The sequence below is a fragment of the Saccharibacillus sp. CPCC 101409 genome, assembly GCF_030518235.1.
In the GTDB taxonomy this organism is placed as follows: Bacteria; Bacillota; Bacilli; order Paenibacillales; family Paenibacillaceae; genus Saccharibacillus.
Genome location: NZ_JAULSA010000002.1, coordinates 422,695 through 446,875, shown reverse-complemented (window position 1 = coordinate 446,875; position 24,181 = coordinate 422,695). Strand labels below are relative to the sequence as shown.

The following is a 24,181-nucleotide window of genomic DNA, read 5'->3' as shown; positions in this document are numbered from 1 at the left end:
CCGACGTTCTCTCGAATCGGTCCCCTTTTAAACGACCGGCGTCACAAACTCGGACAGCAGCCGCTCGATCTCGCCGGAGCGGCTCAGCCTGAAGCTCTCCCGCCCGGTCTCGCGCGCGGCCGACGCCGTGGTGTTGAGCACCCGGTGCTTGACCCTCAGCAGAGACTGCGGCGACATGCTGAGCTTATGTACGCCGAGCTCCAGCCAGAGCGGAATCGCCCGCTCGTCGCCGGCCAGTTCGCCGCATACGCTGACTTCGATGCCGCGCTCCCGCGCCGCGTTGACGGTCATGCGCAGCATGCGCAGCACGGCCGGATGGTACGGATGATACATATGCGCGATCTGTTCGTTCATCCGGTCGACGGCCAGCACGTACTGGACCAGGTCGTTCGTGCCGATGCTGAAAAAGTCGACTTCTTCGGCCAGCAGATCGGCGATCGCCGCCGCGGCCGGCACTTCGATCATGATCCCGACCGGCAGATCCGCCCGGTACGCTTCGCCCCGCTGATCCAGCTCCCGCATCGCCCGGTGCAGCAGGTCTTTGGCCTGGCGCACTTCTTCCACCGACGAGATCATCGGATACAGCACGCGCACGTCGCCGAACGCGCTGGCGCGCAGAATCGCGCGCAGCTGGGTCAGGAACAGATCGTGCCGGTCCAGGCTGATGCGGATCGCCCGGTAGCCGAGAAACGGATTGTCTTCTTCCGGCAGCGCGAAGTAATCGAGCTGCTTGTCGCCGCCGATATCCAGCGTGCGGATGACGACCGGCTGTCCGCCGGTTCGTTCGGCGATCTTGCGATACACGTCGAACTGCTCGTCTTCGCTCGGAAATTCGGCGCGGTCCATATACAGAAATTCCGTGCGGAACAATCCGACGCCCTGCGCGCCGTGCCGCATCGACGTCTCCAGCTCTTTGAGCGAGCTGATATTCGCCGCCAGCGTCAGACGCTCGCCGTCTCTCGTCACCGCTTCGACTTCGGCCAGCAGCTGCAGCTGTTCTTTTTTGCGCTGGAGCTTCAGCCGTTTCTCTTCGTAAATCCGCAGCGTATCTTCGCCCGGCTCGACGAACAGCACGCCTTCTTCCCCGTCGAGAACCAGCAGTTCCCCCGTTTGAAAAGCCTGCTCGCGCTTGTTCTCGAGTCCCGCCACAAGCGGAATGCCAACCGCGCGCGCCATAATCGCCGAATGCGACGTTTTGCCGCCGATGAGCGTGACGATACCGAGCACATGGCTCGGATTGAGGTGCACAAGCTGAGACGGCGACAACTCCTTGGCGACCAGGATATAAGGCTGCGTATCGGACGGCAGCTTGATCTCCGGCGCGCCGAGCAGATGCTTGAGCAGCCGGTTGCCGACGTCCTTGATATCGGCCGCCCGTTCTTTCATATATTCGTCGTCGAGCAGATCGAACATGGTGACGAAGTGATCGATCGCTTCCTTGACCGCGACTTCCGCGGCTTTGTACTGGCGTTCGATGATCCCTTTGATCTCGCTCATGAAGACCGGATCTTCGAGAATAGCCAGGTGCGCGTCGAAGATACTCGACTCCTCCGGCCCGACCATTTCTTTGACTTCTTTTTTCATATCTTCAATCTCGCAGCGGGATGTGCGGATGCCTTCGGTCAAGCGCTCGAATTCGCGCGTCAGATCGACGACGTCTATTTTTTGATCCGGTACATCCCATTCCCACGTCGGCAGAACGAAAGCCCTCCCGATCGCAACGCCCGGTGCGGCTCCGATACAGGTAATCATCGTTCTCCCCCTCTCGTTTCTCTGTGTTGACCCGATTTCGAAACAGCCTGCTTCATTTCGGCCCCGTCTCCTTATCGTAGAGTACGACCGACATGACCGACCCCTGTCCTTTTTTGACCGCCTTGAACGGCGCGAAGCTCCAGGACCGCACGCGGTCCGGATTCGTAATCAGCATCGGCGTCGCCAGCGAAGGCGCGTGTTCGCGCAGCTTCGGCAGATCGAAGCGGATCAGGAGCTGACCCGGCTCCACGATATCGCCAACTTCGACGAACGCTTTGAACGCGCCTTCGATCTGCGAGGTGTCGATGCCCACATGCAGCAGCACATCCACTTCCTCGTTCGTGCGGATGCCGAGCGCGTGCTGCGTCGGGTAAATATGCACGATGGTGCCCGCCACCGGCGAAACCAGTTCGTCTTTTTCCGGAATAAACGCCACGCCGTCCCCGACCAGCTTGCCCGAGAAGATCTTGTCCGGCACTTCGTCGAGCGGAATCATGCGTCCCTGCACCGGCGAAGCGAACAGCACATGGTCCAGCTCCCGGTCGATCAGCTTGTTGATCTCTTCGCGGATCAGCTCGGAATAAGTGCCGAACACCACCTGCACGTTGCCTCCGCCGAGCCGGATCAAGCCCGCCGACCCGAGCGACTTGAGCGCGTGGCCGTCGATCTTCCGGTCGTTCGCCACCGTCAGCCTCAGCCGCGTGATGCACGCCTGCACCTGCACGATATTTTCCCGTCCGCCCAGCGCTTGCAGAATCAGCGGCGCCCGGTACGGAATATTGCCGGCCCAGTCTTCCAGCGTCGAGCCTTCTTCGCGACCCGGCGTCGGAATCTGGAACTTGCGGATCGCCCAGCGGAACAGGATGTAATAGCCGGCCCCGTATACGATGCCGATCGGGATCAGCAGCCAGGCGTTGGTCGACAGGTGGAAGTTCAGCACGAAGTCGATCAGGCCCGCGGAGTAGGAAAATCCGTGATGGATATCCAGCGCGTACGTCAGCCACATGGCGAAGCCGGCCAGCACCGCGTGCAGCGCGAACAGGAAAGGCGAAGCGAACAGAAAAGCGAATTCGATCTGTTCGGACACCCCGGTCAGCAGACAGACGAGCGCGGCGCGGACAAACGTTTTGCGCACTTTGGGTTTCAAGTCTTCGCGCGCTTCGTGAATCACGGCCATCGCCGTCGCCGGCAGCGCGAACATCATGATCGGGAACAGTCCCGACATAAACAATCCCGCGGCCGGATCGCCGGCGAAGAAACGCGGCAGGTCGCCCTGCACGATCATCCCCGAAGCCGTCTCGTACGAGCCGAACTGGAACCAGACGATATTGTTGAGCAGATGATGCAGGCCGAACGCGGACAGCACCCGGTACAGGATGCCGTACACGAACAACCCGAAGCCCCCGGTCAGCCGAACCTCCATAAACATCCAGTTCAGCAGCGCTTGAAGCACCGGACCGATCGCCAGCATCGCGAACGCGAACAGCGCCGACAGCAGTCCCATAAACAGCAGGACGAAGCGCGACCCGCCGAAGAATTGGATCGTTTCCGGTAGTTTGAAATCTTTGAATCGATTATATAAAGCGCCCGCGATTACGCCGAGCAGGATACCGACCAGCGTGGTCGGCCGAACCTGTCCGCTCGCGAAGTAATCGGTGACGCGGTCGTAAATCGTCATGCCCATCAGCGCCGCCAGACCCGCGTAGCCGGCCTGGTTGGCGAGTCCGAGGGCCACGCCCACGGCAAACAAATAAGGCAGATAGAGCAGTATGCCCGATCCCGCCACGTTTAACGCTTCGGATACGCCGGGAATTCCCCAGGCTCCCCAGGGGAGACTGCCCGCGCTGAGCAGAATGGCCGCCGCCGGCAGGACCATCGTCGGGATCATCACGGCCCGGCCGAGCTGTTGAAGCGAACCTAACCAATTCAAAGACGTCCCTCTCCTCTCTACCTTCAAATGTTAAGGGTTGACCGTCTGTTTGTCAAAGTGTTTCGGCCGTTTTTTCACTCGGCGAAAAGGCTCTTCTCCGGTTGGGGAAGAGTCTCTTGGTTGTAGAAAAGTCCCGTTCGGAAGCGAAGCCTTGAAGGCGGCGGGGAAAGTTCGTTTCGGTCGCGTGTTGCAATCGGGAAGCTTGATGAGATTAATGTGGGAGCTTCCCGATTGCAAAGGCGAACGCTGTCGCTCCTACACTGAACTTTCCCCTCTTCCTGCGGCTTCGGAAGACCGGGATTTTCTACAATCAAAAGTCGAGGCTCTTCCCCGGATACGGGAAGAGCCTCGGTTCGCCTCGCGAGAAAAGCGGCGAATGGGGTAGTGATGGGAGAGATCGGTTCGATTAGCGGCGGGAGCCGGCGCCGGTTACGGCGTCTTCGACTTTGATGCAGCGGTCCATGATGACCGTAAGGCCTGCGGAGCCGGCGATTTCGGCGGCTTCGTCGTTGTAGACGCCGGACTGCAGCCAGAGCGTTTTGGCGCCGGCGGACACGGCTTCGCGGGCGACGTCGGCGCAGAATTCGCTGCGGCGGAAAACGTCGACGATGTCGATCGGCTCCGGCACGTCGGCCAGGGACGCGTAGCAGGTCTCGCCGAGGATCTCGGCGCCGGCGGCGGCCGGGTTTACGGGAATAATGCGGTAGCCGCGCGACTGCATCGCCTGCGATACCATATAGGATGTGCGATCCGGTTTGTCGGACAGGCCGACGACCGCGATATTGCCGGCCTGCTGAAGCAGCGTTCCGATTTCGTCACGGCTTGGATTTTGAAAACTCATTTCGATTCGCCTCCTCGAAGGATTCGGCAGTCGGCCGCGGCGGGAAAACCTTTTTACAAGTCGAAAGGTCTTCCCGGATCGCGCAGACTACTGTTCATTTTTTACCCATTCGACGTTCGCGCCAAGCGCGGTCATATCGTCGAAAAATCCGGGATACGATTTGGCGACGTGATGCGCGTCTTTGATCGTAATCGGCGCGTCGGCGCGCAGGCCGACGATGGTCAGCGCCATGATCACGCGGTGATCGTAGTGCGAATCGATCGTCACGCCGCCGGCCACGCCCTGCGGGCGGCCGTACACGATAATCTCCGCCTGCTTCTCCTCGACGTCCGCGCCGGCTTTGCGCAGCTCGTTCAGGTAGTCGGTGATGCGGTCGCATTCCTTATAGCGCAGATTCTCGACATTGTAGAAGCGGGATGTGCCTTCGGCGAATACGGCGGCGGCCACCATCGCCAGCACCGCGTCGGTCGCGGCGTCGCCGTCGAACTCGACCGGCTTCAACGCTCCGGTTCCGCGGACCGTTACAATATCGTTCTCATGCGTCAGCGGGGCTTCCATCATGCGCAGCACATCGACGACGGCGCGTTCGCCCTGGCGGCTCAGCTCCGGCAGCCGGCGCACGGTCACGTCCGACGGCACGACGGAAGCGGCCGACAGAATCGCGGCCGAGCCCGGGTAGTCGCCCTGGACGATATACTCGCCCGCCCGGTACGCCTGGCCGCCCGGCACGCGAAACCGCGAATAGTCCGGTTCGGCCTGCACGGAGATGCCGGCCTGCTCCAGCACTTCGAGCGTCTGGCCGACGACCACTTTCGATTTGAGGTCGCCGGTAACGACGATCTCGCTGTCTTCGCCGAGCAGCGGCGTCAGGAACAGCAGCGCGCTGAGATACTGCGAGCTGACTTCGCCGGACACGGTAACGCGTCCGCCCTTTACCGGTCCTTTGACGGTAATCGGCAGTCTGCCGCCGTTATGGTCGATCCGCGCGCCCATCTGCGTCAGCGCGTCGATCAGGTCGTCGTGCGGACGTTTGCCGAGCGAATCGGGATACGTATTCACGAAGTGCACGTCTTCCGACAGCGCCGAGACGGCAAGCAAAAAGCGCAGCACGGCGCCCGCGTTGCCGACGTTTAGTTCGGCCTGCGGCTTGGGACGCCGTCCGAAGCCCTTGATCACGATCCGTTCTTCGTTCTCGTCCAGCTCCGCGCCCAGTTCCGCGATGCAGCGCCGCATGGCGTCGCTGTCTTCGCTGTGCGCGGGAAAACGCACGGTGCTCGTTCCGTCCGCCAGCGCGGCGGCGAGCAGGTAGCGGGTGGTATAGTTTTTGGAAGACAAAGCTTCGATGGTTCCTTCCAGTTTATCCGTTCTTCTGACGATGACGTCCATAGTTGCGGTTCCTCCCGGGCTTTCGATTGAATTGAATTTGACACAAGTTTTTCGTATTCGCTATCATGGAAGAATCTTCACCGACTTATCCCCTAAGGAAAGGCAGGCCAGATCCATGAATCCTATTGCACAAATCGAGCCTTCGGAACTGCGCGAGCGTCTCGAACAAGGCGACGCTCCGCTGATGATCGATGTCCGCGAGCCGGAAGAAGTCGCCCAGGGCATGATCCCCGGAGCCGTTCATATCCCGCTCGGAGAACTGGCCGGCCGTCTGGACGAGCTGGACCCGGACCGCGAGACCGTCTTTATCTGCCGCAGCGGTTACCGCAGCGAACGCGCATGCGAATACCTCGCCGACGCGGGCTTCGACCGTACCGTCAATATGACGGGCGGCATGCTTGCCTGGAACGACCAGGATTGAATCGTCAAAAGGAGCCGAAAGGCTCCTTTTTTCGTATCGTCCCCGTCGGGCTCCGCTATGCCGCTTTTGTCCGCGCCGCGGCCGGTGTACGGCTTCCTTCTTTCCACACTATACCACGTCCCGATACTCCGATTCAATAATTAGACGCTGTAAAGCGCTAAACTATATTTTTTGAACTCTTCTCCCAATCCCTATAAAAAAGCGGCGAACAGCAGCCCTGAGGACCGCTTCCGCCGCTTGATTTGAGTTCTGTCCGAAAAAGTCTCGGCTTATTGATTCTTCGTATCCGGCAGGTCGAGCGTGCCGTTGTCGAGGTCCAGCCACTCGTGGTGGAACACGCCTTCTTTGTCCACGCGTTTGAACGTGTGGGCGCCGAAGTAGTCGCGCTGCGCCTGGAGCAGGTTCGCCGGCAGGCGCTCCGTGCGGTAGCTGTCGTAGTAAGCCAGGGCGCTGGAGAAGCCCGGAACCGGAATCCCGCCCGTTACGGCCGCGGCTACGACTTTACGCCACGAATCCTGGTACTTCTCGATCACGTCTTTGAAGTAATCGTCGAGCAGCAGGTTCGCAAGCTTGCCGTCGCGGTCGTACGCGTCCTTGATGTTTTGCAGGAACTGCGAACGGATGATGCAGCCGCCTCGGAAGATCATGGCGATATTGCCGTACTGGAGATCCCAGCCGAACTCGTCGGACGCGGCGCGCATTTGGGCGAAGCCCTGCGCGTACGACACGATCTTGCTCGCGAACAGCGCTCTGCGCACATTCTCGATAAACTCGGCGCGGTCGCCGGAGAAGCCGCCCGTTTGCGGTCCGCTCAGCACTTTGCTGGCCGCGACGCGTTCGTCTTTCATCGCGGACAGGAAGCGCGCGAATACGGATTCCGTGATCATGGACAGCGGAACGCCCAGGTCGAGCGCGCTCTGGCTGGTCCATTTGCCCGTTCCTTTTTGGCCGGCCGCGTCGAGGATCACGTCGACCATCGGCTTGCCTGTTTCCGGATCTTTTTGCGAGAAAATGTCGGTCGTGATCTCGATCAGGTAGCTGTCGAGTTCGCCTTTGTTCCACTCGCCGAAGATTTCGTGCAGCTCGTCCGTATCGGCGCCGACCACGTTTTTGAGCAGGTGGTACGCTTCGCCGATGAGCTGCATGTCGCCGTACTCGATGCCGTTGTGCACCATCTTCACGTAGTGGCCCGCGCCGCCCGGTCCGATGTACGTGCAGCAAGGATCGCCGTCGACTTTGGCGGAGATCGCGGTCAGGATCGGCTCGACCAGCTCATACGCGCTTTTCGGTCCGCCCGGCATGATCGCGGGGCCTTTGAGCGCGCCTTCTTCGCCGCCCGATACACCCGTGCCGATAAAGCGGAAGCCTTTGGATTCCAGGTCTTCGCTACGGCGCTGCGTATCCGGGAAGAACGCGTTGCCTCCGTCGATAATGATGTCGCCCTGATCCAGGAACGGGATCAACTGCTCGATCGTCGCGTCCGTCGCCGGACCCGCCTGCACCATGATCAGGATCTTGCGCGGCACTTCGAGCGATTGTACGAACTCTTCGACCGAGAACGAGCCGACGAGGTTTTTGCCTTTCGCTTCCTCGAGCAGATCATGGGTCTTCTGCGGGGAGCGGTTATATACCGAGACGGTAAACCCTTTGCTTTCAATATTCAGCGCCAAATTTTTGCCCATGACGGCAAGGCCGACCACGCCAATTTGTTGTTTTGACATTTCAGGTTCTCCATCCTTTACAAGTGAAATTAACTTTCAACAATTTTCATTGTACCCGTTTTGTTTAGCAAAGTGAAGTCCTGAAGAACGGGCTTCATCTTCCCTTCATTTTTCCGGCCGCGCGCTTATGCTATAATGGCCGGTGAATGTCTTGAAGGCTCCCGCGGGAGCCATTTGCCGAAAGGAGCATGAACATGGATTTCCGGGGCTTTGACGAAAAAGATTTTGCCGTATTCGAAATAGAGGGGCTGCAGCCCCGCATGGAAGCGCTGATCGGGCGTATCCGTCCCAAACTGAACGAGCTCGGAGAACGCCTGGCTCCTTTCCTGTCCGCGCAGTGCGGCGAAGAAATGTATCCGCATGTCGCCAAGCACGCGCGCCGCACGGTCCATCCGCCCGCCGATACCTGGGTCGCCTGGGCATCGAGCAAACGCGGCTACAAAGCGCTGCCCCATTTCCAGGTGGGGATGTTCGGCGATTACCTGTTCATCGTGATGGCCGTTATTTACGAAAGCCCGAACAAGAACACGCTGGCCGAAGCGCTGGGCAAGCACGAACGCAAAGCGCTGAACCTGGTGCCGGAGGATCTGCGGGAACAGTTTTACTGGTCGGTCGACCACACCAAACCGGGCGGGACCAAGCACTCGGAGCTGGGCAAGGACGGCCTGCGGCGGATCGCGGACCGGCTCGGCAGCGTAAAGAAATCCGAAGTGCTGTGCGGACGCTTTTTGCAAAAAGACGATCCCCTGCTCAAAGACGGCGACAAGCTCGTGCAAACGATCGAAGATACGTTCGAAACGCTGCTTCCGCTGTACAAGATGGCTTTTTGACGCAGAGCGACTGGTCTCGATCAAAGGCAAGGTTTCGCCTGTTATTCAAGTGGGACAAGCCGATAGAACCGCGGTTTTCGCGCAGGCCCTTCTGCCGCGAAGCTGCGGTTTTTGGCGTTGAAACCGATTTGTTCGAGCGCTTCGGTCCGGATGTTACATGCCTTTGAACGAACCGCCGTTGACCGGATATTCCGCGCCGAACGCGTACTCCGCTTTATCGGAGGACAGGAACACGACCATCGCGGCGATGTCTTCCGGCAGGCCGATGCGGCCGACCGGCAGCTCGCGCACTTCGTCGACGAAGAAGTCGATGACTTCGTCTTTCGGCTTGCCGAACTTCTCCGAGATCGCGTCGATCATGCCGCCCGGCCGGTCCCAGATATTCGTATGCGTCGGTCCCGGCGATACGGTATTGACGCGGACGCCTTTGGGCCCGAATTCGAACGACAGCGCTTTGCCCACGCTCAGCAGCCCCGCTTTGAACGCCGAGTAATCGACCGACATCGGCTGAGGCTGGCGCGCGTCTTCGGACGCGATGCTGATGATGACGCCTTTGCCCCGATCGACCATATGCGGAATGGCGGCGCGCGAGGTGCGCACCATGCTCATCAGGTTGTTATGGTACGTCTCTGCCCACTGCTCGTCGGTCGTGCCGAGGAAGCCGTCCAGCCGGGAATGCGAGATGCCGGCGTTGTTGATCAGGATATCGATCCGGCCGAACTTGGCGACGGCCGCTTCGATCAGTTTCTTCGGGCCTTCGGCGGTGCTCAGGTCGGCTTCGACGGCCAGCACGACGTCTTCGCCGCCCAGTTCGCGAATCTTCGCCGGATGGCGGCTTGCGCCGGCCACTTTTGCGCCTTCTTCCAGAAACAGCTTCGCGGTCGCCAGTCCGATTCCCGAGCTTGCGCCGGTCACGACGACGACTTTATCTTTTAATCCGAGTTCCATTTTGTTTGCCTCCCGTCATTTGTACGTGCAGCCTTTATTCTTTAACCGTTTTTGAGGGGGAGTAAAAAGCCGGTTGTCGGAGTTGCTTTTGTGCATAAAGTTCCTATTCGTAAAAGAAGTTCAAACGCTGCGGAGAAAATTCGTTACAGTCGCGTGTTGAAACCAGGAAGACTGATTGGATTTGGTTGGAATCTTCCCGGTTTCAAAGGCGAACGCTAACGCTCTTTCACTGAATTTTCTCCTCCGCTAATTGACTTTTGCGAAAATCTAACTTTCTTGACACACAAAAGCCGCTCCTCGGAGCGGCTTGGAAGTGCGGGCGGGAAAAGCGGGAGTGAGCAGCGGACCGGTTATGCGGCCTGTACTTTGCGAGACCACGCCATGGAGGCGTGGATCAGCAGGAGCAGCGCCATGGAAGAAGCGCTGGCCCAGAAAGGGGCCTGGGGGCCGAGGCTGTCCCAGGTCCAGCCGCCGGCGAGGGGGCCGAGCACGGTGCCGGCGCCCTGGAGCGTCAGGAAGACGCCCCAGATCGCGCCGCGTTCCGTCTCCGGCACGAGCTGGGCCAGCAGCGTGTTCCAGGCCGGCAGGATCATGGCGAAGCCGAGGCCGGCGATTACGACGGAACACCAGACCAGCGGCATGGCGCGCGTGGAGGCGAACCCTGCCAGCGCGATCACCGCCAGCAGGAAGCCGATATGCAGGAACCAGCGCGTGCCGAATTTATCGACCAGCCTGCCGGCCGGGATCAGCCCCGCGACGGCCACGCCGCCTCCGACGATCAGCAGCACGTTGAACTGCCCCGGCGTCAGGCCCAGTTCGTTGCGCACATATACGGTGATAACCGGCGTCAGGATGCCGATCGCGAACGTTTGCAGGAACATAGCCGGATACAGCAGCGGCGTCAGTTTGAGGGCGGTCAGCGCCCGGAATACTTTGCGCACGGAATATACGGAACGCACGGTGCGGCGCTTGACGACGCGGCGCACCCTCTTCGGGAAAGAAAAATGGGCGTGCGGACGGCGCGCGATCTTCGGCACGCTCCAGCGCATCCGTCCGGGCAGCAGCAGCGCCGCGGCCGTGACCAGCGCCATGATGCCGAGCAGCACCCAGAACACGATGCGGTACGAATCGCCGACGATCAGGTTGGCGACGAGCGGCCCGCCGCCCGTTCCCGCCAGCGTGGCGATCTGGATAATGCCCATCTTGGTGCCGGCTCCGCCGCTCGCTTCGGATTCCATGCTGATCGTGCTCATCACGACCGGCCAGATCGGCGCGGTGCCGATTCCCAGCAGCGCGCACGCAATCACGAGCGACGCGCTGGTCATGGAGATCGCCATCACGGCAACGGCCGCCCAGGAAATCAGCAGGCCGGCGGCCACTGTGCGGCGCAGGCCGACATGCTCCGCCAGCCAGCCGGCCGGACTGCGCAGCGCGTTGTCGCCGACATACTGCAGCGAGAAGGCCAGGCTGACGGTAAACGTGCTGAGCCCAAGCGAATTGTGCATATAAACGGGCAGCACCGTGACCAGCAGCGCCCCCTTGACGAATTCGGTCAGAAATACGATGGCCCACATACAGGCGAAGACGGAAAAAAGTTTTGGTTTCGGCTCCGAACCGATTAACCGGTTATTCATAAATACCCCTTTCGGGCCGCTGCGGCGTGGTCCGCGTCCGGCCTTCTCTCCGCTTCGCGCCGCGGCGCCAGCGGTATTCTCTCTATCCTTGTTTATTATATCGGCTCCCGGCGAAGAAAGTCTAACGCTCGTCAGTTTCTTCCATATATGCCGCTTTCATTCCGATATAAACGATATTCATCTTGTCTTCCTCTCCCGTTCGGCGGCCCGCGAAAAATTGACTTCTTGCAATCCCGCCCCGTTTTGCTATACTCAGTTTGTTTGATTTTTTTATAAATGCCAGGTGCTTCAGTTGCTCTACTATTCTACGCACACGAAAGGTTGTGACAACCCTAATGGATCATGCTCGTACTCCGCTTTTTACCGCCCTTCGGCGGCACGCGGACCAAAATCCGGTACAGTTTCACATTCCAGGTCACAAGAAAGGAATGGGAACGGATCCGGAATTTCGTGAATTTATTGGGGACAACGCCCTTTCCATAGACCTGATCAATATCGCGCCGCTCGACGATTTGCATCAGCCGATGGGCGTGATCGAGGAAGCCCAGCAGTTGGCCGCGGACGCGTTCGGCGCTACGCATACGTTCTTCTCCGTTCAGGGCACAAGCAGCGCGATCATCACGATGATCCTCTCGGTCTGCGGACCGGGCGACAAGATTATCGTGCCGCGCAACGTGCACAAATCCGTACTCGGCGCTATTATTTATGCGGGCGCTAAACCGGTCTTTATCGCGCCGGAACGCGACACCAACCTGGGGATCGACCACGGCATCACGGTTTCTTCGGTCAAAAAGGCGCTGAAACTGCACGGCGACGCCAAAGCGCTGCTGGTCATCAATCCGACCTATTACGGCGTCTGCGCGGATCTCCAGCAGATCGTCGCGCTCTCGCACAGCTACGGCGTGCCGGTGCTGGTCGACGAAGCCCACGGCGTGCTGATCCATTTCCACGACCAGCTGCCGCTGTCGGCGATGCAGGCGGGCGCGGATATGGCCGCGACCAGCGTGCACAAGCTCGGCGGTTCGATGACGCAGAGCTCGGTCCTGAACGTGAATACGCGAAACGGCTATATCAATCCCAAAAGAGTGCAGACCGTAATCAGCATGCTGACCACGACGTCCACTTCCTATATTCTGCTCGCGTCGCTCGATACGGCCCGCCGCCAGCTCGCGCTGAACGGTTACGCGATGGCCGAGCGCGCGCTCGACTTCGCCGACTATGCGCGCAGCGCGATCAACCAGATCGAAGGCCTGTACTGCTTCGGCGAAGAAATTATCGGCAGCGAAGCGACGTACGACTACGATCCGACCAAGATCACGATCCAGGTCCGCCGCCTCGGCATCACCGGTTACGAAGCCGAGAACTGGCTGCGCGACAATCATAACATCGAAGTCGAAATGAGCGATATGTATAACATCCTGTGCTTGATTACGGCGGGAGACAACGAAGGCACGATCCGCATCCTGCTGGACGCGCTGCGCGAAATGTCGCAGGAGTTCCTGCATCAGGGCAAAGCGGTCAAAGAGCTGGTCGTCAAGATTCCGGATATTCCGCATCTGGCGCTGCTGCCGCGCGACGCGTTCTACGGCGAAACGGAGTCGATTCCGTTCAAAGATTCCGCGGACCGCATTATCGCCGAGTTTATCTACGTTTATCCGCCGGGCATCCCGATTCTGCTGCCGGGCGAAGTCATCACCCAGGAAAATATCGACTATATTACGGACCATGTCGAAGTCGGCCTGCCGGTCAAAGGACCCGAAGACCGTTCGGTGCAGTTCGTCAAAGTCATCGTGGAACCGGGCGCGATCCGTTAAAAACGGGCTGCCGCGATTCACGCCCCGATTCTTCGACTCCTCGCCTGCGCGTTTCAAGCAGACGGCCGCCGCCGCGGCCGTCTTTTTGCCGTTCCCGCGGGCGAAGCCCATTTGCCGCGATCCGCAAAAAAAAGGACGCCTCTCGCGAACGAGGCATCCTGTTTCCGAACTTCGGCGCCCGGCTTGCCGGCCGAGAACCCGCTTATTCTTCTTCGCTTTGCGCGGCGACGAGCTCGTTGTAAGCCGCTTCGACTTTCGCCCACTCGGCTTCTTCTTCGATGTTGACGAGCACGGTCTCGCCGTCTTCTTCTTCCAGGCGCAGGATAAAGCCGTCCGCTTCCGGATTGTCGCGCTCGAGCAGCAGGGCGTAAACGTCTTCGCCGACGTCGAAAGTTTGGACGAGAACCATTTCCTTCTCGTTGCCTTCTTCGTCGCTGAATGCGACTACGATTTCCTCGTCGTGGCTATGGTCATGACCGCAATCCTCGCCGTGCACGTGATTGTGGGAATGGTTGTGTTCATGTTCGCTCATTGTGGTAAACCCTCGTTTCGTAAAGTTTAATAGACACCGTTTATCCTACCACTTCGCCCCGAACAGGTCAATTTGCGGCATGTCCATCCCTTTTACTCCACGGCGTTGATCGCTTTTTGCGCGACCATCGAATAGCTTCCGTTGTCTTTTTTGATATAAAACTCGACATAATACTTGCCCGCTTTGCTGAAATCGTACGTGAAATCGTAAGTTTTGAACCAGAAGTTGTCTTTGCTCGAGCTGAGGTCCTGGGACTGGATGTCTTTGACGTCGCCCGAAGGATTGCGGATCGATACTTTGACCGAACTGATGCTGGTGTTCAGACTGTCCACCTGGGAGAAGATATAGAACTTCAATTTACCGACATTGACGTTGCCGAAAACGGTATCTCCTTTGAACAGAAAAATATCGACGTTGGGTTTGGTGAAACTGACCGTCTTGCTGCTGTCGCTGTATTCCGCCAGACCGTCGAACTCGCGCACCGGCACATACGTCGTTCCGTCGATCAGGTAGCCCCCGCCGCTGACCGTCGTTCCGTTGATCATGACCTTGATTTTCTGAATTGCCGATTCGGCAAATACCGCGGACCCGCTTAGCAGCGACAAAGCAAGCGTACAGGCCGCAATTCTTTTCCACCTCATTCTGGGCGTCATCCTCTCCGTATCCATGGGATCGCTCGCTTCCGCGCAGCTTTCCGGCCTTTTGCAAAAACTCGGTCGACCGCCGCTTCCGAAAGTTTTTTTGCAAAAGGCCGATCTCATACATGTATACTCTTCGCCCGCTGTCAAGTTGCGGTCGTTTTGTTGATTCCGGCAGCGAAATCGTCCATAATAGTGCGCAAGAAACGGGAACGCCGCACAAATGCCGATTGCATCGGCAAATCCCCACGGGAGGACAATCCGCAATGAACCTGCAAATGATCGGAACGGGCAACGCTTTTGCCAAAACGTACTTCAACAATAACGCCTTAATCGAGCAGGACGGCTTCAGGCTGCTGATCGACTGCGGAATCACCGCGCCGCTCGCCCTGCATAAGCTGGGCATCGACTTCGGCGAGCTCGATGCGGTGCTGGTCACCCATACGCACGGCGACCATGTCGGCGGACTCGAAGAGTACGGCTTCCAGATGAAGTTCAAGCACGGTCGCAGGCCGGTGCTGTACCTGGCCGAATCGCTGGTAGAGCCGCTGTGGAACCATACGCTGTCCGGTGGAATGACGCAGGAAGGGCTGGAAAGATTGGAAGACGCGTTCGACGTGCGGCCGCTGCGCGTGGGCGAAGTGCAGGAGATCGCGCCGAATCTGTGCGTCGAACCGGTGCGCACGCAGCATATCGCCGGCAAAAAAAGTTATTCGCTGATCCTCAACCGCGATATTTTCTACAGCGCGGATATGACGTTCGATCGCGAGCTGCTGCTCAATCTGGTCCGCGACCGCGGCGTGCGCCGCATCTTCCACGAGGTACAGCTGGAAGGTCCCGGAATCGTGCACACGACGCTGGACGAGCTGCTGTCGCTGCCGGAAGAAATCCAAGCCATCACCCGGCTGATGCACTACGCGGACAACCGCGACGAATTCGAAGGCCGGACGGGAAAAATGACGTTTCTGGAGCAGGGCGAAATATACCGGATTTAATTGCAATTTTAACTATATTCCTCTTTTTGACATGTCCGATACAGGGTGCTAGGCTTGATTCATCTTGAATCGGGAGGGACACTCTTGTCCGTACTAACCGCCGCGGCCGCCCGGCCGAGAATGAGCGTCATGTGGAAAACCGTTTCCGAAGACTGCAACCTGGCGTGCGACTACTGCTACTACAGCACGTGCGGAGGCAAACCGGACGCACAGATTCGCCGGGTCGAACGCGAGGTGCTGGAGCGCTTTGTCCGGCAGTATATGGATTACGGCCGGGGTCCGGCCGTATTTATGTGGCAGGGCGGCGAACCGCTGCTTGCGGGCCGCGATTTCTTCGAAGAAGTCGTTCGGCTGCAGGCGCAGTACGCCCCTCCCCATACGACCATCAGCAACTCCCTGCAAACCAACGGGACGCTAATCAACGACAAGTGGGCCGGATTTTTCAAAACGTACAATTTCCTGATCGGCGTCAGCCTGGACGGTCCGCGGGACGCGCACGACGCCAGACGGCCTTATGCGGACGGAAGCGGAAGCTTCGACCGGGCGATGCGGGGCATCGAACATCTTCGCCGCCGGGATGTGGACTTCAATATCCTGACGGTCGTGCACCGCGAGAACGTCCATCGGGCCGCGGAACTCATGGCATTCTACCGCGAACAGCGGTTCAGCCATGTCCAGTTTATTCCGTGCATGGATTTTAAAACGCAGGATGCGGAAGGAGCCGGCACTTACGAGATCACCCCGGAAGAATACGGCGAATTTCTGTGCGGGGCTTTCGACGCGTGGTACGCGGACGGCCGGCCGGTTCTCTCCGTCAGGTTCTTCGACAATATGCTCAGCGTATACATTAACCGCGAAGCGGAGCTGTGCCAGCACCGGGAACACTGCCCCGAATCTCTGATCTTCGAACAAGACGGCAGCGCTTACCCGTGCGATTTCTTTATCAACGACGATTGGAAGCTCGGCAGCATCGCCGACGATTCCCTGGAAGACCTGATGCAAAGTCCGGTGTGGGAAAAATTCCGCGCCCTGAAGCCCGGCCTGCCGGAGCCGTGCCGAAACTGCCCATGGCGCAGCCTCTGCCACGGCGGCTGCCCCCGCAGCCGCACCGATACCGGCGAAGGACTGCGCGGCGGACCGGATTATTTCTGCGAAAGTTATACGCGCTTCTACGCGTACGCCCACGAGCGCATGACAAAGCTGGGCAGCCAGCTTCGCCGCAGCCTGTTCGAACAGGGCCTCCGCACGACCTTCGGCGGCCGCCTGCCCGGCCGCAACGAGCCCTGCGCCTGCGGCAGCGGAAAGAAATATAAACACTGCTGCGGCGCCGTTTCTTTTTAAACGAAACTCCCCGTCTCGGGCAAAGCGCTTATGACCCGGCAGTCCGCTTCACGACAAACGATCTGCAAGAAAAAAGCGCCCCGGCAGGCGCTTCTCCCTCTATTTAATTCGCTTCCTCAGCCGGCGTTTTCCAAATCACCTCTTCGCCGTATTGCTTCCCCCAATCGTACATCATCCGCAGCACCGGAATCAGACTCTCCCCGTACGGGGTCAGCGAGTATTCCACCTTCGGCGGCACCTCCCGGTATACCTCGCGGTGCACCAGCAGATCCTCTTCCAATTCCCGCAATTGATTGGTCAGCATTTTCTGGGTGATATTCGGGATCAGCTTTTTCAATTCGCTGAAGCGCTTGGTGCCTTCAAGGCCCAGATGCCACAGGATAATCAGCTTCCATTTGCCCCCGATCACGGCCAACGTCAATTCTTTCTCGCAGTTGATCGCCTGCAGGTCGATCCGTTCTTTTACTTCGCTCGCCATCGTTTGGCCTCCGTCCGCCGCTTTTATTTGATTTGCATTTCTTCTGTTTTCGTTCGCGTCAAGCTCCAATAGTATACAACGGGAGGGTACTCCCCCGCAAAGAAAGTACGCTCTTCTTCCATACCGGTCCGCTCAAACCCGCGCCCCGCACAATAGTATCCTCGGCGTAACTTTCCCACTTTGAAGTGCCTTCTTCCGCTTTGCGAAACCGGGGCTTACAATTTACCCAGCGGAGAGAACCGGGGCCCTCGTCGGAAGGCCTCGAGAGTCTAACTCCGCCTGTTTACCCAACTTAACCGATAAGGAGTGTTACAATATGAAATTGCAATTGGCTTTGGATCTGGTGGATATTCCGGGCGCGATCGGGGTCGTGTCCGAAGTGCAGGCTTATATCGATATTGTGGAGATCGGGACTCCGATCGTGATCAACGAAGGGCTGCACGCGGTCAAAGCGCTCAAAGACGCGTTCCCGCAGCTCGACGTTCTGGCGGACCTGAAAGTCATGGACGCGGGCGGCTACGAAGTGCTGAAAGCGTCGGAAGCGGGCGCAAGCATCGTGACCGTTCTGGGCGCGAGCAGCGATTCGACGATCCGCGGCGCGGTCGAAGAAGCGAAGAAACACGGCACGGAAATCCTGATCGACATGATCAGTGTGCCGAATCTGGCGGAGCGCGCGGCGCAGGTCGACGCGCTGGGCGTGGACTACATCTGCGTGCATACCGGCTACGATCTGCAGGCCGAAGGACAAAGCCCGTTCGAGGATCTGCAAACGATCAAATCGGTCGTGAAGAACGCCAAAACGGCCGTCGCGGGCGGCATCAAGCTGGACACGCTGCCGGGCGTGATCGCGGCGCAGCCGGATCTGGTCATCGTCGGCGGAGGCATCGCCGGCCAGGCCGACAAGGCGGGTACGGCGGCCGAGATGCGCCGCCTGATCGAAGCCGGTTCCGCGGCGGCTCGGGTCTGAGCCGATGAGCGGACTTTCTTCCGCCCCTTCGGGCGCGGCGGACTTTGCGGCGGTAATCGCCGCGGAGCTCGGCGAAGCCGTGCGCGGCATCGACGCGGCGCAGGCGGAAGCGTTCGCGGACGCGCTGGACGGCGCGGCGAACGTATTTACCGCCGGAGCCGGCCGCTCCGGCTTGATGGCCAAAGCGCTGGCAATGCGCCTGATGCACAGCGGCAGCGCGGCTTACGTCGTCGGCGAGACGACGACGCCGGGGATCGGGCCGGGCGATCTGCTGGTGATCGGCTCCGGTTCCGGCGAGACCCGTACGCTCGTGCCGATGGCCGAGCAGGCCCGCTCGCTCGGCGCCGACGTGGCCGTCGTCACGCTCAAAGCAGACTCGACCCTGGCGAAGCTGGCTTCGCTGACGGTGATTCTGCCCGGCGCTCCCAAGTCGCGCGAACAGGGCGACTATGCGACCATCCAGCCGATGGGTTCGCTGTTCGAGCAGGTCCTGCTGCTGTTCGGCGACGCCTGCGTGCTGCGCCTGATGCAGCGCCGGGGTCTCGATACGAACCGGATGTACGGCAGACATGCCAATCTGGAATAGAAGGAAATATATTGTAAAAACAAAAAAGCCGGATATCGGCGATCGCTTCTTTTAGACAGCGTTCGCCGGCATCCGGCTTTTTTCGATTCTTTATTTTTTAGACATCCGGGAATACAGTCGGGGACCTTTCGATACAAATCTGTGTTCGTATTTCCTCCGAAAATCCTGTATTCGAATATTATTCCAACTAAAATAGTGCAAATGGGTGGATTTTTTATGTTCTATCCTAGGTATTTGGGTTTATTTTAAGTAGACGTATTTGATATCATTCTTATTCCTCCAGCTTATCCAAACAGATTGGCCTGTCTCACCCAGAGAGGAGCCACCGAAAATGTTAAAATATGCGCTAACGGATAGCATCCGTTATAAGACACTGGCCCTATTCGCCGAGCACTTCGGCATTTCCCCGGCCCGGGTCAATGTGATGCTCGACGGCAGCTGCCTTGTGATCTGCGCCGAACGATTCCTGCAGCCGATTGTTGAATCGATGATTCACGAAGAGTCCCATGGCGCGCTGCAATCGACCAGAGAACTGATGACCGGCTACCTGATCCCCGAACTCTGCCGCTACGTATGCCAGGACTGCGGTCTTTCGGTCGATTTGCGCTTCTACGACTGGAACGACGAAGATCTGTCCTGCATGATCTTCATGATGCTGAGCGAACCGCTCTACCTGCGGGAAAACGTTCCTTACCCCGGTCAAAGCAAAGTCCATCGCCACGTTGCCGCCATTACATACGAAGCTCAGAAATTCCCCGACAAAATTTATTCCTACTGGCTGGAAGAACGTCTGCTGATCATCATTCGCGAAGGAACGCTGATCGAAGTGGAGAAAGCCCTGGTCAAAGACGGACATACCGAAGCGCTGCGCATGTCCAAACGCAAAGTCGAAAAACCGAAGTTCGCTTCGGACAAGCCTTTCAGCGAGGAAACCGGCCGCAGCCTTGACGCTGTATATCTGGACTGGGCGTTTCATCACGATCTTAGCGTGCTGGTCTACGTATTCAACAAACCGCCGCGCGAACTGCTGAATTGAGTGTTGCCCTCGGCTCATTGTATAATGAATCAAAAAAGGAGATTATGCACCCTCATGCCGCTCGAATCGCTCAGACCCAGAATTCAGCAAAAAGTCGAAGAACTGTTCGCCAACAATTTCGACAAGTCGCCGGAAAGCATCCGCGTGGCTTCGACCGAAAAGTGTCTCCTGATCCGAGTGGAAGGTTTTCTGAACAGCACGGTACAGTCCCTGATCGAAGAACGGGCGCACGGCGCTTTGAGTTCCACCCGCGAGCTTATTGTCGGTTACATGCTGTCCGAATTCCGCGAATATTTAAAGTCGGATATGGGGCTTTCGATCGCGCATTTCTATTACGATTGGAGCGACGAAGATCTGTCCTGCCTGATTACCGTCGTGATGAGCGAATCCGTTTATCAGGAAAAAGACGATATTTACAGCGGCAAAGAACAGGTTCACAAAAAAGTGGGACAGATTACGCATACCGTGGAAAAGTTTCCGGATGCCGTACATTCTTTTTGGATCGGCGAAGACTTTCTGGTCATCGTGCGCAACGGCCTGCTGATCGAATTGGAACAGGCGCTGATCGAGAACGGACATGCCGACGCGCTGCGCGTCGCCAAACGAAAAGTAGAGAAAACCCATTTTATCAAAGAAGCCCATTTCGACAAGATTCTCGGCCGCAATATGCAGGGCATTTATCTCGACTGGACATTCGAACTCGACCGCAGCGTGATGGTCTGCGCTTTCGAGGCCCGTGACGAAACGCCGCCGGAAGCCGATGTTGAACTCGAAGTTTCTTCGGCTTCGCGCCCGCTGCCGGCCAATCCGGACGTGCGCGCTTAAAATCCCGCTCGCGGCTCCTGTTTCGGTCGATCCGATCCAGCGGTCCGCCGGTCGTATGAAGCACAATAAATAGGCACGTCCAAAAACCGGCGCGGAATCCGTGCCGGTTTTTGGGCCGGGCTTGCCCGCCCGATATTTTCTTTCTTTCGATCATCCGATATTTACTCGTTCTCGTTCGTCATTTCCACCCGGTCGATGCCCTGGATCGTAATCGAAATTTCATAGCCGCCGCTTTCGACCGAATGCAGGCGGATCAATCCTTTATCCGCCAAATAACGGTAAGCCAGCTTCAATTCTTTCGCCTCGCCGAGCTGTTCTTTCGAAAGAACGGAAGGTTCTCCGTCCAGCTCGAACCAATTATCGTACAGCCTGCCCAGAATTTCGCGCCGCAGCTCGCGGCGGCGGTTGAATTGTCCCATGCGTTCCAAAAGGGATCTCCTCCTTTGTGTGTGGATCGCGGGGCTCTGCGCTCGCGGTGTCCAAACCAAAGCCCTCCCTATCTTATTACACGATTAAGGTCTTGTTCGACGCTCCCTCGCTTCTTGCAGAATGCCGCGAGCCGATAGATTGACCCGCCGGATCTCCAATTCCGCTTCGATGTACGCGTACGGATTATTCGGATCGTCCGGTTCGGGCTCGATCTCCGCCGCTTTCCGGGCCACGGCCAGCAGACGCTTCAAGACCTCGGGTTCCAACGTATCGGGATCGCTGCACGCGCAGGCTGTCAGCACCCCCTCGAAAGCCAGGCCGAGCGTAATCGACAGATTCTCGTACTGCTTCCATTTTTGCTCCGCAAACGTAACCAGCGGCTCGGCCGCAAGCTCCGGGCCGAAGCGTTTGAGCGCTTCGCAGACCGCCTCCTCGTCGGCAAAGCCCAGTTCTTCCAGCAAACGGCGCACGGCGGCTGCGGAACCCGCTTCCGCCAGCGCGTGATAGGCCATTTTCCGTTCCGGCTTCTTCCCGGTATCGGCCAGCTGCATCAGCGCGGCTTCGTTCTCCCGGTCCGCGCCTCTGCTCTGCAAAGCGGCTTCAAGCTTCTCCAGCTCTTTGGCGGAACGCTGCGGCTTGGCGGATTCGCGAAAAAACGAACGCTCAGCCATTCAGTTTCTCCAGCAGGTCGCCCAGCTTCCGCTCCCCGTCCGGTTTGGCCGCGAAGCCGACCGCGGCCCGAAGCGGAAGATAGCGCCCGACGGCTTCCATCATGCCGGCGTTGCCTTGCTCGTCGTGTTCGTCGTCTTCTTCGCCGTCCGTTCCGGCCGGCGCTTCGTCTTCCGCGGGCGGCGTAAACAGCCCGCCCCGCAGGAAATCGTCCAGCAGCGCTTTTTGCTCCGGCGACAGACGTCCCGGCTGCATCAGATCGCCGATTAGCGAATTGCGATGGATCGGCTCCGGCTTCGGCTCGTCGCCTTCGATCTGCACTTCGGCCGTCAGCGCGAGTTCGCGCGAAGACGATCCGACGCTCACCTCGAACACGCCGCTTTCCACGCGCCAGCCGCTCTTTTGGACGTCGTAGTAGGCAAAAGCTCTGCGGTCGAGCGCAAAATACACCGTCGTACTTTCGCCCGGCTCAAGCTCTACTTTTTCAAACCCTTTCAATTCCCGCTGCGGGCGATCCACGGCGCTCTCCACATCCCGGACATACAGCTGCGCGACTTCCTTGCCTTTGACGCCGCCGGTGTTCGTCACTTTGACGCTGACTTCCACGCCTTCGTCCGCCGCCGCGCTTGCCGCGCCCAGCTTCAGGTCGGAGTAAGCGAACGTTGTGTACGACAGTCCGAAGCCGAACGGGAACAGCGGCTCGACCGCTTTTTTATCATAGTAGCGGTAGCCCACATAGATGCCCTCGCGGTACTCGACACGGTCGCCATTTCCCGGGAAATTCAGGAAAGCGGGCGTGTCTTCCAGCCGCATCGGGAACGTCTCGGCCAGTTTGCCCGACGGGCTGACGGCGCCGAACAGCAGATCCGCGATCGCGCCGCCGAGCGCCTGGCCGCCCAGATAAGCTTCGAGCAGGCCTTTGACGCCGCCCAGCCACGGCATCTCGACCGGAGAACCGTTGCTGAGCACGACCACAAGCTTCGCGCCCGCGCGCGTCAATTCTTCAATCAGCCGAAGCTGGTTGTCCGGCAGACGCAGGTGACTGCGGTCGTACCCTTCCGATTCGTACGCGTCCGGCAGTCCGGCGAACAGCACCGTCACATCGGACTCGCGCGCCAGCTTCACCGCTTCCGCGATCGCATTTTCGTCCACTTTGTCGCCTTTGAGCTTGTAGCCGTCCGCGTAGCTCACCTGCGCCTCGCCCGCTTCCCCAGCAAACTCGTCGTAAATATTGTCCAGCTTCGTCGGCTTGATATGCGAACTGCCGCCGCCCTGGTAGCGCGGACGCTTCGCCAGCTCGCCGATCACCGCGATCCTGCCCGAGCGCTTGAGCGGCAGAATACCGTTTTCGTTTTTCAGCAGCACCATGCTTTCGCTCGCGACTTCGCGCGCCAGCCGGTGATGCTGTTCTTTGTCGTACGACGCGTGCTCGACTTTCTCCTCCACCGACCGGAACACGATGCGCAGAATCCGCTCGACCGCGGCGTCCAGCTTCTTCTCCGGCAGACTGCCGTTCCCGACGGCTTCCGCGATCTTGGCGGCGCCGATCCCGCCGCTCGACGGCATCTCCAGCTCAAGCCCCGCCGCAAGGCCGTCCGCCCGCTCGTTGACCGCGCCCCAGTCGGAGACGACGAAGCCTTCCAGTCCCCACTCTTCTTTGAGGATATCGCTCAGCAGGATTTCGTTCTCCGACGCATACGTGCCGTTGACCCGGTTGTACGAACTCATCACCGTCCACGGCCGACCCTGCTTCACCGCGCCTTCGAAGCTCGCCAGGTAGATCTCGCGCAGCGTCCGCTCGTCGACGATCGCGTCCACCGACATCCGGCGGTGCTCCTGGTTGTTGACGGCGAAGTGCTTGAGCGACGTGCCGACGCCTCGGCTTTGTACGCCCCGGATGTGGCTGGCCGCGATCTCCGCCGACAAATACGGATCTTCCGAAAAGTATTCGAAATTGCGGCCGCACAGCGGCGATCGCTTGATATTCGCCCCCGGTCCGAGCAGAATCGCCACGTTCTCGGCCTGGCACTCTTCGCCCAGCGCTTCGCCCATGCGTGTAATCAGCTTCCGGTCCCAGGACGACGCGATGCCGGCCGCCGACGGAAAACAGGTCGCGGGCACGCTGTCGCTCAGGCCCAGATGGTCCGCGCCTTCCGCCTGCTTGCGCAGCCCGTGCGGGCCGTCGGTCATCATGATGGACGGAATGCCGAGACGTTCGATGTCCCGGGTATGCCAGAAGTCTTTGCCCGAGCAGAGGTCGGCTTTCTCCTCCAGAGTCATTTGGGCGATCAGCTGCTTGAGGTCGGGCGTGCGGGCTGCGGAACTTTGGTCAGGCTGCGTCATATTCGTGCTCCTCTCGGTTGGATACGGTACGTTTTTTGTTTGTTCAACTTCCATTTTAGAGCGGT

General features: G+C 59.0%; 22 protein-coding genes. 9 read left to right on the top strand and 13 right to left on the bottom strand.

Translation table 11 applies throughout. From position 1 onward, the window contains the following. Window positions 1-27 precede the first annotated feature (27 nt). The 4 genes from ptsP to aroA all read right to left on the bottom strand — a co-directional run bounded on the left by ptsP (window position 28) and on the right by aroA (window position 5,909). A complete protein-coding gene (gene ptsP / locus QWJ34_RS06190; RefSeq protein ID WP_302726195.1) occupies window positions 28-1,752 on the bottom strand; it encodes a phosphoenolpyruvate--protein phosphotransferase in 1,725 nt (574 codons plus the stop codon). 52 nt (window positions 1,753-1,804) lie between these two features. Continuing rightward, the gene (locus QWJ34_RS06185) at window positions 1,805-3,682 is read right to left on the bottom strand and encodes a glucose PTS transporter subunit IIA (protein WP_302726194.1); all 1,878 of its coding nucleotides are present in this window, start codon (window positions 3,680-3,682) and stop codon (window positions 1,805-1,807) included. Between the two features lie 406 nt (window positions 3,683-4,088). Further along, a complete protein-coding gene (locus QWJ34_RS06180; RefSeq protein WP_302726193.1) occupies window positions 4,089-4,523 on the bottom strand; it encodes a CoA-binding protein in 435 nt (144 codons plus the stop codon). Between the two features lie 87 nt (window positions 4,524-4,610). Beyond that, complete coding sequence (gene aroA / locus QWJ34_RS06175; RefSeq protein ID WP_302726192.1) at window positions 4,611-5,909, bottom strand: 3-phosphoshikimate 1-carboxyvinyltransferase; 1,299 nt, start codon at window positions 5,907-5,909, stop codon at window positions 4,611-4,613. Between the two features lie 115 nt (window positions 5,910-6,024). Here aroA and QWJ34_RS06170 point away from each other — a divergent pair, with 115 nt between their 5' ends. Further along, window positions 6,025-6,330 carry a rhodanese-like domain-containing protein gene (locus QWJ34_RS06170; RefSeq protein ID WP_302726191.1) on the top strand — a complete coding sequence of 102 codons (306 nt, stop codon included), beginning with the start codon at window positions 6,025-6,027 and terminating at the stop codon, window positions 6,328-6,330. Between the two features lie 269 nt (window positions 6,331-6,599). Here QWJ34_RS06170 and gndA read toward each other — a convergent pair whose 3' ends face one another. Continuing rightward, on the bottom strand, window positions 6,600-8,051 hold the full coding sequence (gene gndA / locus QWJ34_RS06165) for an NADP-dependent phosphogluconate dehydrogenase (RefSeq protein WP_302726190.1): 1,452 nt from the start codon (window positions 8,049-8,051) through the stop codon (window positions 6,600-6,602). Window positions 8,052-8,245: 194 nt separating this feature from the next. On the opposite strand from gndA, the gene QWJ34_RS06160 reads away from it, so the two are divergent. Next, window positions 8,246-8,881 (top strand): YktB family protein, encoded by a 636-nt coding sequence (locus QWJ34_RS06160; protein WP_302726189.1) that lies wholly within the window; start codon window positions 8,246-8,248, stop codon window positions 8,879-8,881. Window positions 8,882-9,034: 153 nt separating this feature from the next. Here the strand turns inward: QWJ34_RS06160 and QWJ34_RS06155 are convergent, their stop codons facing one another. Together QWJ34_RS06155 and QWJ34_RS06150 are read right to left on the bottom strand one after the other, a co-directional pair. After that, window positions 9,035-9,829: an SDR family NAD(P)-dependent oxidoreductase gene (locus QWJ34_RS06155; protein WP_302726188.1), complete on the bottom strand. Its 795-nt coding sequence runs from the start codon at window positions 9,827-9,829 to the stop codon at window positions 9,035-9,037. Between the two features lie 350 nt (window positions 9,830-10,179). After that, window positions 10,180-11,463, bottom strand: a complete 1,284-nt coding sequence (locus QWJ34_RS06150) for an MFS transporter (RefSeq protein WP_302726187.1) — start codon at window positions 11,461-11,463, stop codon at window positions 10,180-10,182. A gap of 335 nt (window positions 11,464-11,798) precedes the next feature. Here QWJ34_RS06150 and QWJ34_RS06145 point away from each other — a divergent pair, with 335 nt between their 5' ends. Then, complete coding sequence (locus tag QWJ34_RS06145; RefSeq protein WP_302726186.1) at window positions 11,799-13,277, top strand: aminotransferase class I/II-fold pyridoxal phosphate-dependent enzyme; 1,479 nt, start codon at window positions 11,799-11,801, stop codon at window positions 13,275-13,277. A gap of 202 nt (window positions 13,278-13,479) precedes the next feature. Here the strand turns inward: QWJ34_RS06145 and QWJ34_RS06140 are convergent, their stop codons facing one another. Both QWJ34_RS06140 and QWJ34_RS06135 read right to left on the bottom strand, forming a co-directional pair. Further along, entirely contained in the window at window positions 13,480-13,809 is a 330-nt protein-coding gene (locus QWJ34_RS06140) for a DUF1292 domain-containing protein (RefSeq protein WP_302726185.1), read from the bottom strand. A 92-nt stretch (window positions 13,810-13,901) separates the two neighbouring features. Continuing rightward, window positions 13,902-14,450 carry a copper amine oxidase gene (locus tag QWJ34_RS06135; RefSeq protein ID WP_302726184.1) on the bottom strand — a complete coding sequence of 183 codons (549 nt, stop codon included), beginning with the start codon at window positions 14,448-14,450 and terminating at the stop codon, window positions 13,902-13,904. A 263-nt stretch (window positions 14,451-14,713) separates the two neighbouring features. Here QWJ34_RS06135 and QWJ34_RS06130 point away from each other — a divergent pair, with 263 nt between their 5' ends. Together QWJ34_RS06130 and QWJ34_RS06125 are read left to right on the top strand one after the other, a co-directional pair. Beyond that, on the top strand, window positions 14,714-15,442 hold the full coding sequence (locus QWJ34_RS06130; RefSeq protein WP_302726183.1) for an MBL fold metallo-hydrolase: 729 nt from the start codon (window positions 14,714-14,716) through the stop codon (window positions 15,440-15,442). An 84-nt stretch (window positions 15,443-15,526) separates the two neighbouring features. Next, entirely contained in the window at window positions 15,527-16,783 is a 1,257-nt protein-coding gene (locus tag QWJ34_RS06125; RefSeq protein ID WP_368046274.1) for an anaerobic sulfatase maturase, read from the top strand. 103 nt (window positions 16,784-16,886) lie between these two features. On the opposite strand, the gene QWJ34_RS06120 is transcribed toward QWJ34_RS06125, so the two are convergent. Beyond that, entirely contained in the window at window positions 16,887-17,261 is a 375-nt protein-coding gene (locus QWJ34_RS06120; protein ID WP_302726182.1) for a winged helix-turn-helix transcriptional regulator, read from the bottom strand. 316 nt (window positions 17,262-17,577) lie between these two features. Here QWJ34_RS06120 and hxlA point away from each other — a divergent pair, with 316 nt between their 5' ends. The 4 genes from hxlA to QWJ34_RS06100 all read left to right on the top strand — a co-directional run bounded on the left by hxlA (window position 17,578) and on the right by QWJ34_RS06100 (window position 20,675). Continuing rightward, on the top strand, window positions 17,578-18,228 hold the full coding sequence (gene hxlA, locus QWJ34_RS06115) for a 3-hexulose-6-phosphate synthase (RefSeq protein ID WP_302726181.1): 651 nt from the start codon (window positions 17,578-17,580) through the stop codon (window positions 18,226-18,228). Between the two features lie 4 nt (window positions 18,229-18,232). Next, window positions 18,233-18,814 (top strand): 6-phospho-3-hexuloisomerase, encoded by a 582-nt coding sequence (gene hxlB, locus QWJ34_RS06110; RefSeq protein WP_302726180.1) that lies wholly within the window; start codon window positions 18,233-18,235, stop codon window positions 18,812-18,814. A gap of 331 nt (window positions 18,815-19,145) precedes the next feature. Continuing rightward, on the top strand, window positions 19,146-19,850 hold the full coding sequence (locus QWJ34_RS06105; RefSeq protein ID WP_302726179.1) for a hypothetical protein: 705 nt from the start codon (window positions 19,146-19,148) through the stop codon (window positions 19,848-19,850). A 54-nt stretch (window positions 19,851-19,904) separates the two neighbouring features. After that, on the top strand, window positions 19,905-20,675 hold the full coding sequence (locus QWJ34_RS06100; protein ID WP_302726178.1) for a Na-translocating system protein MpsC family protein: 771 nt from the start codon (window positions 19,905-19,907) through the stop codon (window positions 20,673-20,675). Between the two features lie 161 nt (window positions 20,676-20,836). Here the strand turns inward: QWJ34_RS06100 and QWJ34_RS06095 are convergent, their stop codons facing one another. The 3 genes from QWJ34_RS06095 to QWJ34_RS06085 all read right to left on the bottom strand — a co-directional run bounded on the left by QWJ34_RS06095 (window position 20,837) and on the right by QWJ34_RS06085 (window position 24,116). Next, window positions 20,837-21,103: a hypothetical protein gene (locus tag QWJ34_RS06095; protein WP_302726177.1), complete on the bottom strand. Its 267-nt coding sequence runs from the start codon at window positions 21,101-21,103 to the stop codon at window positions 20,837-20,839. A gap of 84 nt (window positions 21,104-21,187) precedes the next feature. Continuing rightward, window positions 21,188-21,775: a hypothetical protein gene (locus QWJ34_RS06090; protein WP_302726176.1), complete on the bottom strand. Its 588-nt coding sequence runs from the start codon at window positions 21,773-21,775 to the stop codon at window positions 21,188-21,190. Beyond that, window positions 21,768-24,116 (bottom strand): glycoside hydrolase family 3 C-terminal domain-containing protein, encoded by a 2,349-nt coding sequence (locus QWJ34_RS06085; protein ID WP_302726175.1) that lies wholly within the window; start codon window positions 24,114-24,116, stop codon window positions 21,768-21,770. Before QWJ34_RS06085 ends, QWJ34_RS06090 begins: the two co-directional genes overlap by 8 nt. Window positions 24,117-24,181 lie beyond the last annotated feature (65 nt).